We start from the raw sequence: 12,910 nt of genomic DNA, 5'->3' as shown, positions 1-12,910 counted from the left end.
ATCGGAGCGCGATGGACATCCTCACCGCCCCGGACGAGGACTTCGTCCACTTCACCCGCCCGCCCGGCCCGCGCCTGCCCCGGGCGTACCGGCACTGGCGGGAGAGCTACTTCTTCGTGGCCCACCCGGACCGGGCCGACGGCGACGTGCTGCTGGTGACGCTCGGCCACCACCCGTACCGGGGTGTCGTGGACGCGTACGTGATGGTGCGCGTGGACGGACGGCTCCGCTTCGACAGGTTCTCCCGCCCGGCCGGCGGTGACCGGCCGGACCCGGTGGCCGGGCCGGTCGCGGTGACCGTCGAGGAGCCGTACCGCCGGGTCGGCGTCCGCGCGTCCGGTCCCGGCGTGCCGGTGCCGCTGGAGCTGACGTTCACCGCGCGGACCGCGCCGCACGCGCTGCCCCGGGGCGTACTGGACGGCCCCGGCGGCCCGGTGTGGGACCAGCGGCACATGTTCCAGTCCGGCTGGTTCGACGGCGCCTACTGGGTCGACGGGGAACGCCGCCCGGTGCGGCGGTGGTGGGGCCAGCGGGACCACTCCTGGGGCGTACGCGACCACCGCAACGTGCCGGCCTGGATGTGGTTCGCGGTGCAGCTTCCCGACGGCATGCTGGGCCTGTGGTGCTGGGAGTACCCGGACGGCTCGCGGGTGTTCACCGAGGGCTGCTGGGCGCCGGCCGGTGACGCGCCGCCGGTGCCGCTCACCTCGTTCACGCACGAGCTGGACTGGACCGGCGCGGACGGCTCCCCGGTCGGCTACGGCCGCGACGGCGAGGCGGTGACCGGGCTGGCCGGCACCGTCACCGCGGCCTTCGCCGACGGCAGCACGATCCGGCTGACCGGCGCCGGCGCGTGGTCGGCACGGTACGGCCGGCTCGGCGGTGGCCAGCAGCTGATGGCGGTACGCACCGACGACGGACGGACCGGCACGGCCATCTACGAGATCACCGGTGCGCGGCACCACCGGTTCTTCCCGGTCGCCCGGGCCACCGGGGTGCCGCAGCGGTGAGTCATCCGGCGGCGCCGGCTCCCGGGTCGGCGTCGGAGGTGAACAGCGTCCCGTTCGACCAGACGTACCGGACCTGACCCCAGCGCATCACCGACTCGGCGTCCGGGAAGAACCCGCTGCCGCGGAAGTTGGCGCTGGTGTTGCAGAGCACCGGCACGCCGGTGCTGCGCTCGTACGCGGTCAGCAGCCGCCACATCAGCTCGTTGTCCGGTCCGACGGTCTCCAGCCGGGCGCTGTTGTCGACGTGCGCGACCGCCGGGATGCGCGAGCGCCACTGCGGCCGGATCTGGTGGTCGAACAGCATGTACGGGTCGGGCGTGCCCGGGTCGAAGACCTCCGGCGCCCGGTGCTCCAGGCAGATCGGCGCGACCGGACGGTAGGGCTCCCGGCCCTTCACCGCGTTGAGCCGGTCCTTCATCGCCGCCGAGGTGGGCGGCGCGATGATGCTGCGGTGGCCCAGCGCGCGCGGGCCCAGCTCGGCCCGGCCGCTGACGACCACGACCGGTTCGCCGTGCACCTCCAGGATCTTGGCCAGCTCCTCGATCTCGCAGGGCTGCGCCGACCACCCGGGCGGCGGCTGGCCGACGTCGCGCACGCCGGGCCCGGCGAACACCGACCACTCCAGGTCGGCCCGGCCGGTGCGGCGCACCATCTCGGTGCAGGCCGCGCCGATCGCCGAACCGCTGTCGTTGGGGAACGGCGGCACCCAGACGCCGGCGAACCGGCCGCTCGCCCGCAGCCCGGCGTTCCACTTGATGTTGAGCGCGCAGCCGCCGGACAGGCAGATCGGCAGGCCGTCCAGGTCCGGCCGCCGGGACAGCAGGCCGTCGAGCCCGGCCGCGAAGACCCGGAACAGGAACTCCTGGATCGAGCCGACGAGCGCCGCGTCGGACAGGCCGAGCGGCGCGGTACGGGTGAGCACGCGGCGGCTCCACAGGTACGCCGGGATCGCCGCGTCGACCAGGCCGATCTCCTCGGTCACGGCGGCCATCACGGCCACCGCCTCCTCGCTGACCGTGTCCAGCGCCGCGTACGCCATCGCCTTGCCCGCGATCGGCAGCAACGCCTCCAGGCCGGGACCGGGATCGTTCGCGCGCCGGGTGCCGTGGTCGATCTTGAACGGCGCGAAGTGCGAGCAGAAGATCGGGAACAGCGCGCCGGAGATCGAGCCCACCGGCCCCAGGCACTCCAGGCTCACCCGTTCCGGGTCGAACACGTACAGGCACGGCACCATGCCGCCGTCCCAGACGGTGATCAGGGCACGCTGCCGCCGGGCGGCGAACGGGCTGGTGCAGTAGCTGGACAGCGCGTGGTCGGTGGCGTGGCTGAAGCTGCGGAACGGCGTCGGCGTCCCGAGCAGCGGCGCGCTGCCGGTCACCCCGGTCAGCAACCGGCCGGCGCCCGGCTCGTCGTGGTAGCCGGCCACCTCGACCGGGTGCAGCGTGCCGCCGGCGTCGGCGACCTCGACCCAGGTCTCGCCCTGCGCTCCGCGCGCCCAGCCGTCCACCGCGACGCCGGCGAGGTCACCCGGGGCCAGGCCGTTGGCGGCGAGCTGGGCGACGATGTCGGCCGCCTCGTGCATGGTGGCGTGCCGGGGCCGGTTCTCCAGCTTCTCCGCCTCGATCGAGAACAGCAGGCGGTTCCCCTCGATGGCGGCGACGCCGCCGTCGTGCGTGAGTTTCAGGCCGCACCACACCTCGGGCGTCGGCATGCTCAGCCCGACCGCTGCGCGCTGATGACGGACACGCACTCGTTGACAGTGGGATTCTCGAACAGCAGGAACAGATCGATGACCTCGCCGAACTCCTCGTTGATGCGGTTGCACACCTGCATCAGCTGGATGGAGTCGAGCCCGAGGTCGAAGAAGCTCTCGTCGGGCCGTACGTCGACGCCCGCGACCTCCTCGACGATGCCGTGCACGACGGTGGCGGGATCCGCCCTGTTCGTTTCCTGGCCGCTCGCCTGGTCCAAAGCCATCTCGTCTTCCCCACTCCGGTCGGTGCGACAGAACCGAGAACTCCGAGGCAACATAGGTGCCGGATCGCCGCCGCCACAAGGATCACGGAGGCCGTCGTCACGCCCCTGCCCGGGCCGCCGCGCCGCTGTTAGCGTGCGCCCGTGACCGACACCAGAGCCGTACCCCGGACCCTGCCCACACTCCAGATACGAGAGCTGCGCAAGGACGACCGCCGGCCGGCCGCCGGACTGGTCGCCCGCGCGATGCGGGACAACCCCACCACGTACGCGATGTTCGGCGACGAGCCGCTGGACCGGCTGGCCGGGCTGATGCCCATCTGGACGGCCTTCTTCCACCGTCCCGCGCCGCCGCAGATCGGCGCGTTCTACAAGGGCTGCCTGGTGGGTGCCGCCGCGGCGGTCCCGCCCGGCGGCTGCATCGGCACCGCGCTGGACAGCGACGCCCGCCGGATCGCGCTCGGCGCGGCGCCGCCGGTGGGCGACCCGGCCCGGGCCGAGTACGTCCGGGCGCACTACGCGATCCACGACCTGGCCGAGCCACACTGGCACGTCGGTCCGGTCGGCGTCGAGCCGCGCTTCCAGGGCCGGGGCATCGGCGAGGCGCTCATGCAGGCGCTGCTCGACGTGATGGCCGGCGACCCGCGTCCCACCTGGGGCGAGACCGACACCGAGGCGAACGTGCGCTTCTACACCGCGCTCGGCTGGGAGCTGACCAAGACCGTCGAGGTCGTCGGCATCCCGCTGTGGTACCTGCGCCGCGACGGGCGGCCGGCCGACCGCACGGGCTGACGGCCCTCCCCCGTCAGCCGGCGGCCGCCGCCGCGCGGGCCGACGCCAGGCTGTCCCGCAGTTCCTCGAACGGGTCCAGGCCCAGCGCGGTACGCCCGACGAACTCCAGCGCCTCCGGCGGCGAGTACGGCTGCATGAACCCGCCCGCGCGCACGTCCCGGTAGAGCCGGTTGAGCAGGTGCCCGGTCCGGTACGACTGGCCGCCGGTCACCGCCATCGCGCGGTCGACCACCGCGGCGGCGGACCGGTTCACGACCAGCTTCGCGACCTGGAAGTCCTCGATGGCGCGGTACGCGTCGGCCGGCTCCACCTCGGCGTCGGGGCGGGCCAGGAACGCGTCGATCGCCTCCGCGGCCCGGCCCAGCGTGGCCCGCGCGACGGCCAGCTCCACCGCCATCTCCGCCACCTGCGACCGCACCGGCGCGCGGTGTGCGAGCAACTGGCCGGAGGGCTGCTGGCGGCGCGTCACGACCAGCTCCGTCACGTGGCTCATCGCCCGCTCGGCGATGCCCACGTACGCGGCCACGAGCGGGAAGTTCACCGCCAGCAGGCCCGGCCACTCGGTGGCCATCTCCCCCAGTGGGCGGCCGACCAGCACCATGTCCCGCCCGACGACGCAGTCGGTGAAGCGGATGTCGTGGCTGCCCGAGCCCCGCATGCCGAGTGCGTCCCAGGTGCGTTCCACTGTCATCCCTGGTGTGCCGGTGCGCACCACGGCGGTGCCGGCGTTGAACCAGCCCGCGCCGTCGGGCACCCGCAGGAACACCACCACCGTCTCGGCGATCTCGGCGTTCGTGGCGAAGATCTTGTGCCCGTTGATCCGGTAGCCGCCGGGGACCGGCTCGGCCGTCGTACGCGGGAAGCTGATCGCCCCGCCGCCGGGCTCGGTGCCGGCGTGCGACACCACGATGCGGCCCCGGCCGAGCAGCCGCAGCAACATGGTGAGCTGCGGCGGCGGCTGCGCGGCGGCCCGCCAGCCCCGGGCCGTGCTCCACACGAACCCCAGGTGCATGTTCGCGGCGATCGCGGTGGACGGGCAGCCGCGGGCGAGCCGGGACACCGCGACGACGAGGTCGTGCAGGGACGACACGCCGAGGCCGCCGAACTCCCGCGGCGCGGTGGCGGCGAGGAAGCCGCTGGCCTTCATCGCCTCGAAGTTCTCCCGGACGAACGTGTTGTCCCGGTCGTGGTCGGCGGCGCGGGTGGCGAAGTCGGCGGCGTGCTCCTGCGCCAGCTCCACCATCCGCCGGCCGGCCTCGGTGCGGGCGGTCAGCTCACCCGCGTCCGACCGGCACTCCTTGCCCCGCCCGTCGCCGCCGTTGACATCCGGGCCCATACGTCCCCTCCCGTCGGATGACAGTGCCCCGGCCGGGCGGCCGGCTGTGCAACTGATGCGCATCCGCAGTCGCACCCGGTCAGGACCGGGGGGACCTGCGCCCGCGCAGGATCGCAGCCGGGCCCCGCGGGCGGCAACGCTGACTGCTTGCCGGGCCGCGACGGCACCGGCCAAGGTGGAGCGCACCTCGCCCGAGGCGGATGCGTCCACAGTTGACAGGGGAGTCGTGCGGTGCTGAAAGGTTGTGTCGCCTGGCCCGAGACGGACGCGGAACGCTACCGCGCCGCGGGCATCTGGACCGGTGAGCTGCTCGGCGAGATCGGCCGTGAGGGGGCGCGCCGGCACCCCGGCCGCACCGCCGTCGTCGACACCGGCGGCCGGATGACCTACGCCGAACTCGACGCCGCCGCCGACCGGTTCGCCGCCGGTCTGCACCGGCTCGGCCTGCGCGCCGAGGACCGGGTCGTGGTGCAACTGCCGAACACGGCCGCGTTCGTGGTGGTCGCGCTCGGCCTGTTCCGCCTCGGCGCCGTACCGGTGTTCGCGCTGCCGTCGCACCGCGAGGCCGAGCTGACCTACCTGGCCCGGCACACCGAGGCGCGGGCGCTGGTCGTGCCGGACCGCTTCGGCGGGTACGACCACCGGCCGCTGGCCGCGACGGTGGCCGCGTCGGCCGCCGGCCTCGACCACGTCATCGTGGCCGGGGAGCCCGGGCCGCACCTGGCTCTGAGCCAGATACGCGACGAGCCCCGGGAGCTGCCCGCCCCGGATCCCGGCGACGTCGCGTTCTTCCTGCTCTCCGGCGGCACCACCGGGCTGCCGAAGCTGATCCCCCGCACCCACGACGACTACGCCTACCAGCTGCGCCGCAGCGCCGAGGCGCTCGGCGTGGACGAGCACGGCGTCTACCTCGCCTCGCTGCCGGCGGCGCACAACGCGGCGCTGGGCTGCCCCGGCGTGCTCGGCACGCTGCGCGCCGGCGGCCGGGTCGTGCTCAGCCCGACACCGAGCCCGGACGACGTGTTCCCCCTGATCACCGCCGAGGGCGTCACGCTGACCACGCTGATGCCGCCGCTGCTGGCGGTCTGGCTCGACCTCGCCGCCGACTACGGCGTGGACCTGTCCGGCGTGCTGCTGGAGGTCGGCGGCGCGCCGCTGCGCCCGGAGGTGGCCCGGGAGATCCTGGGCCGAGGGCTGCGGCTGAGCCACTGGTTCGGGATGGCCGAGGGACCGCTGTGGTACACCCGGCTGGACGACCCTCCGGAGACGATCGCCACCACCCAGGGCCGGCCGCTGATCCCGGCCGACGAGTACCGCGTCGTCGACGAGCACGACCGGGACGTCCCGCCGGGCGGCGTCGGCGAGTTCCTGGTCCGCGGGCCGACCACGCTGCGCGGCTACTACGACGCGCCGGAGTACAACGCCACCGCGTTCACCGCCGACGGCTACCTGCGCACCGGCGACCTGGTCCGGCTCACCCCGGAGGGCAACCTGATGGTCGCCGGGCGGATCAAGGACGTGATCAACCGTGGTGGCGAGAAGATCGGCGCGGCCGAGCTGGAGAGCCAGATCGAGGCCCATCCGGCCGTACGCGCCGCCGCCGTCATCGCGGTGCCCGACCCGGCGCTGGGCGAGAAGATCTGCGCCGTGGTGGTCCGGCGCGACGACGGCGGCGGCCTCGACCTCGCGGAGCTGCGCGCCTTCCTGACCGGCCGAGGGCTGGCCGCGTACAAGCTGCCGGACCGGCTGGAGGTGGTGCCCGCGTTCAGCCACACCGGCGCCGGCAAGGTCGACAAGCGGGCGCTGCGCCGGTCCCTCACCGGGGACGGCGCCTGATGGCCGTACGACGGCTGGACGAGCACAGCGGCCCGCTGGAGACGCACTGCTTCGTGTGCAGCCCGATCAACGAGCACGGGCTGCGGATCCCGTTCTCCTACGACGACGGGCGCGCCGAGGTGCTCGCCTCGTTCACGTTCGCGCAGCGGCACTCCGGCGCGCCGACGTACGTGCACGGCGGGCTGAGCCTGGCCGTGCTGAACGAGGCGATGGCGTGGGCGGTGGTGGCCGGCGCCCGGCGCTTCGCGGTCACCGTCGACACCACGGCCCGGTTCGTCCGGCCGCTGCGCATCGGCGCCGACTACCGGGTGCGCGCCCGGATCGCGACGACCGCCCCCGACCGGCTCGGCACGACGGGCACGATCGTCGACGGCGCCGGCCGGGTGTGCGTGGAGGCCACCGCGGAGTTCCGGGTGCTGTCCGAGTCGACGGCGAGCCGGCTGAGCGCCCGGGTGGCGGCCCGCCGCGACCCGTCCGCCTGATCCGCAGGCGGCCCGGCCGGGCCGGCCCCGTGAGACGGCCGGTCCGGTCAGGCCGGCGGGTCCAGGCGGTAGAGGCGGTGGAACCGGTGCTCCACCGGCAGCACCGTGGTCGCGGCGAAACCGGCCCGCTCGGCGTAGCGGCGCACCGTGTCCGGCCGCATGACGGTGCCGGTGCCGGCCGGGGCGCCGCCGTCGTCGCCGTCGCCGGTCAGGCCGACCGGCAGGCAGTGCAGCACGCTCACGGCGTACATGAACCGCTCGACCTCACCGGCCGGCGCAGTGAACCGCTCCCCCACCCGCGGCTCCATCAGCAGCACGCAGCCGCCCGGTCGCAGCAGGTCCCGGGCGGCGGTGAGCACCCGTACCGGCCGGCTCATGTCGTGCAGCGCGTCGAACACGCACACCAGGTCGCCGCGCTCGGCGCCGGGCCGCTCGGCCACGTCGGCGACGGTGAACACGACCCGCTCGGCCAGCCCGGCCGAGGCGGCGCGGTCGCGGGCCACGTCGATCGCGGCGGCGCCCAGGTCGACACCGTGGACGGTGGCGAACGGGTACGCCAGCGCCAGCGCCAGCGAGGAGTCACCGGTGCCGCACCCGACGTCGATCACCACCGCGCCGGGCCGGGACAGCCGGGCGTGTACGTCCGGCAGGGCGGTCCGGATCCAGCGTGGCAGCTCGTGCGTGAACACCGGCCGGTTCATGCCGGCCTGCGCGGCGCGGAACTCCTCGCCGTACTCGTCGTAGCCCACGCCCTCGCCCTTGGCGTACGCCTCGATCAGCCGGTCGAGCATCGGCGCCAGCCCGGCCACCGGCAGCACCGCGAGCGACAGCACCGCGAACGGGCTGGTGGCGTCGGTGAGCGCCTGCCGGTGTCCCTCGGGCAGGCGGAAGCGGCCGTCCCCGGCGGGCTCGACCACCCCGGCGGCGGCCTGCTGCTCCAGCCACTCGGTGGCGTGCCGGGCCCCGATACCGGCGCGCGTGGCCAGCTCGGCACCCGTCACGGGCCCTTCGCCGAGCACCCGGTAGAGCCCCAGCCGATGGCCGAGGTACATCGTCATCAGCTCGGCCGCGCCGAGGCTGTGCAGGAACAACCGCATCGACAGGGCCTGCGCCTGCCGCGCCGGTGAGCTGGACGGTTCCACCCTCGACCTCGTTTCACCGGCCGGATCGCATTGCGCCGGGCGTCGCCGGATCTCGATACTCCGGGGCATGGGCGTACGCGAAGTGCCGGCCTCGATCGGACAACGGTTGCTGTGGTTCCTGGAGCATTATCGGCCCGACTCGGCATCGCTCAACTGCCCCGTCGTGTGCCGCCTGCACGGCCCGCTGGACGTCGGCGAGCTGCAGATCGCGCTGGACCGGCTGGCCGCGCGGCACGAGGCGCTGCGCACCACGCTGGTGCGGCAGGGGCGCAACCTGGTGCAGCACGTGCACGACCCGGCGCCGGTACGAGTCCGCCACGTCGACCTGCCGGACCCGGACGAGGAGACGCTCGGCGCGGCGGTCGCGGCCGAGGTCCGCGACAACGTGGACGTCAGCGAGTGGCCGGTACGGGTGACGTTGTGGCGGCTCGGGCCGGACGAGCACGTGCTGTCGGTGAACATGCACCACCTGGTCTCCGACGCCTGGTCGTGCGGCATCATCGTGCAGGACCTGATCCGGCTGCTGGAGGCCGGCCCGGACGGCGAGCCGGACCTCACGCCGATCGGCTGGCAGTACCCGGAGTTCGCGCAGTGGCAGCACGAGCTGATGACCAGGGGCGAGCTGAAGCCGCACCAGGACTACTGGACCAGGCAGCTGACCGGGCTGACGCTGCCCGACGTGCCGATGCGTGAGCTGGACCCGCAGGCGCCGCGGCGCAGCTACCTGGAGGCCGAGACGATCGACCGCGAGACGTTCAACCGGCTGCGGCTGCTGGCCCGCACCGAGCGGACCACGCTGTTCACGGTGATGCTCTCGCTGTACTACCTGATCCTGCAGCGGGAGACCGGCAGCACCGACCTGGCGGTGGCGTCGTTGTTCGCCAACCGCTCCCGCCGCGAGGTGCAGTCGACTGTCGGGTTCTTCGCCAACATGCTGATGCTGCGCACGCGGATCCCGCAGGGCGCGAGCTTCCGCGAGGTGGTGCAGGCGACCCGCCGGACCGTGGTGGACGCGTTCCTGCACGAGGGCATCCCGTACCAGATGCTGCCGGTGCGGTTCCAGACGAACGGGCGGCGCGCCGACGACGTGGTGTTCCAGATGCTGCTCACGCCGCCACCGGGCACGAAGGTCACCGCGCGCGGCGTCGACTTCGACCTCTACGTGCCGGAGGCGCTGCGCAGCCGGTTCGGGCTGGAGCTGGGGCTGATCCCGCAACCCGGCGGCGACTGCCGGGCGCTGCTGTTCTACGACGACCAGTTCGACCCGGAGTGGGCGCGGGCGTTCCTCACCGACTACGTCGCGCTGGCCGTGCGGGCGGCGGGCGCGCCGGACCGGCGGCCGCAGCCGGACCCGGTCTGACGCGACGGCGCTACGCCGGGCGCACCTCGCGCCAGCCCGGCGCCAGCCGCACCTCGTCGGTCAGGTGCTGCCAGAACGTCCACTGGTGTCCGCCCGGGTCGGTGACGATGTAGATCCGTGCCCCGTACGGCTGGTCCTCCGGCTCGGGCGCGTCCACACCGGCCGCGACAGTGGCCTTGTGGTGGGCGTCGACGTCCTCGACGTACACGATGCACATGTGCCCGACCGGGCCGGGCGCCGACTGCTTCGCCCAGTAGCCGGGGTCGGCGCCGTGCAGCATGATGAGCGTGTCCCCGGCGTGCAGCTCCGCCTCCCGGACCACACCGGCCTCGTCGAGGTAGCGGACCTTCTCGGTGAAGCCGAACGTGCGGACCAGCCAGTCCAGCGCGGCGCCCGCGTCCTCGTAGTAGAGATACGGACTGTAACCCCGATAGTGTGTTCCGGTGAGATCGGCCATGCGGGCAGTATGCCAGCCCCGGCCGCCGCGCCCGAGCGCACGAGCCTCCCCGCCGCCGGCGCGTCCCGGGCCGGCCCGAGCCCTTGGAGCCCGCAAGTGACGACGACAGGAAAGGCGGCGCCGGCGCCGGCCCGTGCCGCCGGCACGCCGAGCGGGGCGATCCTCGCGGTGGTCTGCCTCGCCCAGTTCATGGTCATCCTCGACGTCGCGATCGTGAACCTGGCGCTGGACCGGATGGGCGAGTCGCTGGCCATGGGCCCGGCCGAGCTGCAGTGGGTGGTGAACGCGTACACCATCGTCTTCGCCGGGTTCCTGCTGCTGGGCGGCCGCACCGCCGACCTGTTCGGACGCAAGCGGATGTTCCTCACCGGCCTGACCGTCTTCACCGTGGCCAGCCTCGTCGGCGGCTTCGCCCCGAACGCGGGCACGCTGATCGCCGCCCGGGCGGTGCAGGGCCTCGGCGGCGCGATCCTCGCCCCGACCACGCTGACGGTGCTGGTCACCACGTTCACCGACCCGAAGCAGCGGGGGCGGGCGATCGGCCTGTGGAGCGCGGTCGCCGCGTCCGCCGGCGCGATCGGCTCGCTGGCCGGCGGCGTGCTCACCGACCTGCTCAGCTGGCGCTGGGTGCTGTTCTGCAACGTGCCGCTGGGCGTGCTGCTGTTCGCCGGCGCGGCCCGGGCGCTCACCGAGTCGGCACCGGCCGCCGGGGCGCGCCGCCGCCTCGACGTCACCGGCGCGGTCACCGTCACCGCGGGTCTGGCCACGCTCGTGTACGGCATCGTCGGCGTACGGGAGCACCCGTTCCTCTCCGCTCCCGTCCTGGTACCGATCGCGGTCGGCGTCCTGCTGCTGGCGGTGTTCCTGGTGGTCGAGACGCGGGCGGCCGAGCCGATCATGCCGCCGGGTTTCTTCCGGCACCGCAACGTCGCGCTCGCCAACATCATCGCGCTGGTGGGCGGCACCGCGATGGTGTCGATGTTCTTCTTCCTGTCGCTCTTCCTCCAGCAGGTCCTCGGCTACCGGCCGATCGAGGCCGGGCTGGCGTTCCTGCCGCTGTCGATCGGCATCGTCGCCGGCTCCGGCGTCTCCACGAAGCTCCTGCCGGGCACCGGTCCCCGGCTGCCGCTGGTGGCCGGTGGCGTGGTCGCCGCGGCCGGACTGCTGTGGTTGTCCCGGACGCCGGCCGACGCGACGTTCCTGGTCGACCTGCTCGCCCCGACCGTGCTGATCGGGCTGGGCATCGGCATCGTGATGGTGCCGATCACCGCGGCGGCCACCAGCGGCATCCCGCCGGCCCAGGCGGGCCTGGCGTCCGGGGTCATCAGCAGCACCCGGCAGCTCGGCGGCGCGATCGGCCTGGCCACGCTGGTCACCGCCGCCGTGGCGCACGCGTCGCACCTGGCCGAGGCGGGGCGGTCCCCGGCTGTCGCCCTGGCCGCCGGGTACGACCGCGGCTTCCTGCTGGCCGCCGTGCTCATCGGCGTCGGCACCGTGGTCAGCCTGCTGACGCCGGGCCGCCCGGCGACGCCGGCGACGGCGGGCTGAGCCGTGGGCCACCTCGCCGAGGACACCACCATCGAACCGGCCGGCGACGGCCTGTTCCGGGCGAAGCTGTGCTCGGACTGGGCGCTGATGGGCCCGAACGGCGGCTACCTGGCCGCGGTGGCGCTGCGCGCCGCCCAGCAGACCCTGTCCCTGCCCCGGCCGGCGAGCCTGTCCTGCCAGTTCCTGAGCCCGCCCCGGTTCGGCTACGTCGACCTCGCGGTGGTGACGTTGCGGGCGACCCGCCGGGCGGCGGCGGCCCGGGTGTCCATGACGCAGTTCGGCCGGCCGGTGCTGGAGGCCATGGTGTGGGCGGCGCACGACGGGCTCACCGGCCCGGACGGGCCGTGGACGCCGATGCCCGAGGTGCCCGGTCCGGAGGAGCTGCCCGACCTGCGGGAGCTGCTGGAGGCGGAGGGGCGGGGCGTGCCGCCCTGGCACGACTGCGTCACGCTGCGGGAGCTGGCCGGGCGGACCACGCTGGAGACGCCGGCGCCGGTGGCGTTCAGCTGGGCCCGGTTCCAGCCGCAGGCCACCTTCGACGACCCGTGGCTGGACGCCTGCCGCTCGGTGATCCTGGTGGACAGTCTCCAGTGGCCGGCGGTGATGAACGCGTTCCCGGAGCTGGAGACGCAGTTGTTCGCCCCGAGCATCGACCTGTACGTGGCGTTCCACGACAGCGCCCCGGGCGACGAGTGGCTGCTGGTGAACGCGGCCGGGGTGGCGTCGCACCGGGGCGTGCTGGGTGGGGCGGCCCAGGTCTGGGCGCCGGACGGCCGGCTGGTGGCGGCGGGGATGCAGCAGATGCTGAGCACCTCCACCCGGCGGGGCGCCGCGATGGCACCCCGCCAGGTGCAGCCGACCCGTTCGTGAGCCGCTAGGAGCGTGTCTCAGTAACCGGCAACTGCCGGGGTGATTGCGGTCGCTCGTCCTGGGCCTGCCTCGCGGGTGGCCGGGTTGTGCTGGTCGGGGAAGT

12 protein-coding genes are annotated in these 12,910 nt (G+C 74.2%); 7 read left to right on the top strand and 5 right to left on the bottom strand.

The features are described 5' to 3' along the window. The first annotated feature begins 11 nt into the window (after positions 1-11). Positions 12-1,010 carry a hypothetical protein gene (locus SM452_RS17255; RefSeq protein ID WP_463840277.1) on the top strand — a complete coding sequence of 333 codons (999 nt, stop codon included), beginning with the start codon at positions 12-14 and terminating at the stop codon, positions 1,008-1,010. A gap of 1 nt (position 1,011) precedes the next feature. Here SM452_RS17255 and SM452_RS17250 read toward each other — a convergent pair whose 3' ends face one another. Together SM452_RS17250 and SM452_RS17245 are read right to left on the bottom strand one after the other, a co-directional pair. Then, positions 1,012-2,760 (bottom strand): carbamoyltransferase C-terminal domain-containing protein, encoded by a 1,749-nt coding sequence (locus SM452_RS17250; RefSeq protein ID WP_355512894.1) that lies wholly within the window; start codon positions 2,758-2,760, stop codon positions 1,012-1,014. Then, entirely contained in the window at positions 2,724-2,987 is a 264-nt protein-coding gene (locus SM452_RS17245) for an acyl carrier protein (protein WP_167796881.1), read from the bottom strand. The genes SM452_RS17250 and SM452_RS17245 overlap by 37 nt, the downstream gene beginning before the upstream one ends. A 141-nt stretch (positions 2,988-3,128) precedes the next feature. Here SM452_RS17245 and SM452_RS17240 point away from each other — a divergent pair, with 141 nt between their 5' ends. Further along, positions 3,129-3,776 (top strand): GNAT family N-acetyltransferase, encoded by a 648-nt coding sequence (locus SM452_RS17240; RefSeq protein ID WP_262014472.1) that lies wholly within the window; start codon positions 3,129-3,131, stop codon positions 3,774-3,776. 13 nt (positions 3,777-3,789) lie between these two features. On the opposite strand, the gene SM452_RS17235 is transcribed toward SM452_RS17240, so the two are convergent. Then, a complete protein-coding gene (locus SM452_RS17235) occupies positions 3,790-5,112 on the bottom strand; it encodes an acyl-CoA dehydrogenase family protein (RefSeq protein ID WP_355512891.1) in 1,323 nt (440 codons plus the stop codon). Between the two features lie 231 nt (positions 5,113-5,343). On the opposite strand from SM452_RS17235, the gene SM452_RS17230 reads away from it, so the two are divergent. Continuing rightward, positions 5,344-6,948, top strand: a complete 1,605-nt coding sequence (locus SM452_RS17230; RefSeq protein ID WP_355511237.1) for a (2,3-dihydroxybenzoyl)adenylate synthase — start codon at positions 5,344-5,346, stop codon at positions 6,946-6,948. After that, a complete protein-coding gene (locus tag SM452_RS17225) occupies positions 6,948-7,430 on the top strand; it encodes a PaaI family thioesterase (protein WP_463840276.1) in 483 nt (160 codons plus the stop codon). The genes SM452_RS17230 and SM452_RS17225 overlap by 1 nt, the downstream gene beginning before the upstream one ends. 47 nt (positions 7,431-7,477) lie before the next feature. On the opposite strand, the gene SM452_RS17220 is transcribed toward SM452_RS17225, so the two are convergent. Further along, a complete protein-coding gene (locus tag SM452_RS17220; protein ID WP_463840275.1) occupies positions 7,478-8,572 on the bottom strand; it encodes a class I SAM-dependent methyltransferase in 1,095 nt (364 codons plus the stop codon). Positions 8,573-8,639: 67 nt separating this feature from the next. On the opposite strand from SM452_RS17220, the gene SM452_RS17215 reads away from it, so the two are divergent. Further along, positions 8,640-9,932, top strand: a complete 1,293-nt coding sequence (locus tag SM452_RS17215; protein ID WP_262014475.1) for a condensation domain-containing protein — start codon at positions 8,640-8,642, stop codon at positions 9,930-9,932. A 10-nt stretch (positions 9,933-9,942) separates the two neighbouring features. Here the strand turns inward: SM452_RS17215 and SM452_RS17210 are convergent, their stop codons facing one another. Further along, the gene (locus SM452_RS17210) at positions 9,943-10,389 is read right to left on the bottom strand and encodes a VOC family protein (protein ID WP_135239725.1); all 447 of its coding nucleotides are present in this window, start codon (positions 10,387-10,389) and stop codon (positions 9,943-9,945) included. Between the two features lie 96 nt (positions 10,390-10,485). Between SM452_RS17210 and SM452_RS17205 the strand changes: the two genes are divergently transcribed. Continuing rightward, positions 10,486-11,937, top strand: coding sequence for an MFS transporter (locus SM452_RS17205; protein ID WP_463840274.1), 1,452 nt, complete (start codon positions 10,486-10,488; stop codon positions 11,935-11,937). 3 nt (positions 11,938-11,940) lie between these two features. Continuing rightward, positions 11,941-12,807: an acyl-CoA thioesterase gene (locus SM452_RS17200; protein WP_194800071.1), complete on the top strand. Its 867-nt coding sequence runs from the start codon at positions 11,941-11,943 to the stop codon at positions 12,805-12,807. The last annotated feature ends 103 nt before the right edge of the window (positions 12,808-12,910 follow it).

The organism is Micromonospora sp. SYSU B005, assembly GCF_055362685.1.
The sequence above is the reverse complement of the archived record's forward strand: the minus strand, read 5'-3'. Positions and strand labels throughout refer to the sequence as shown.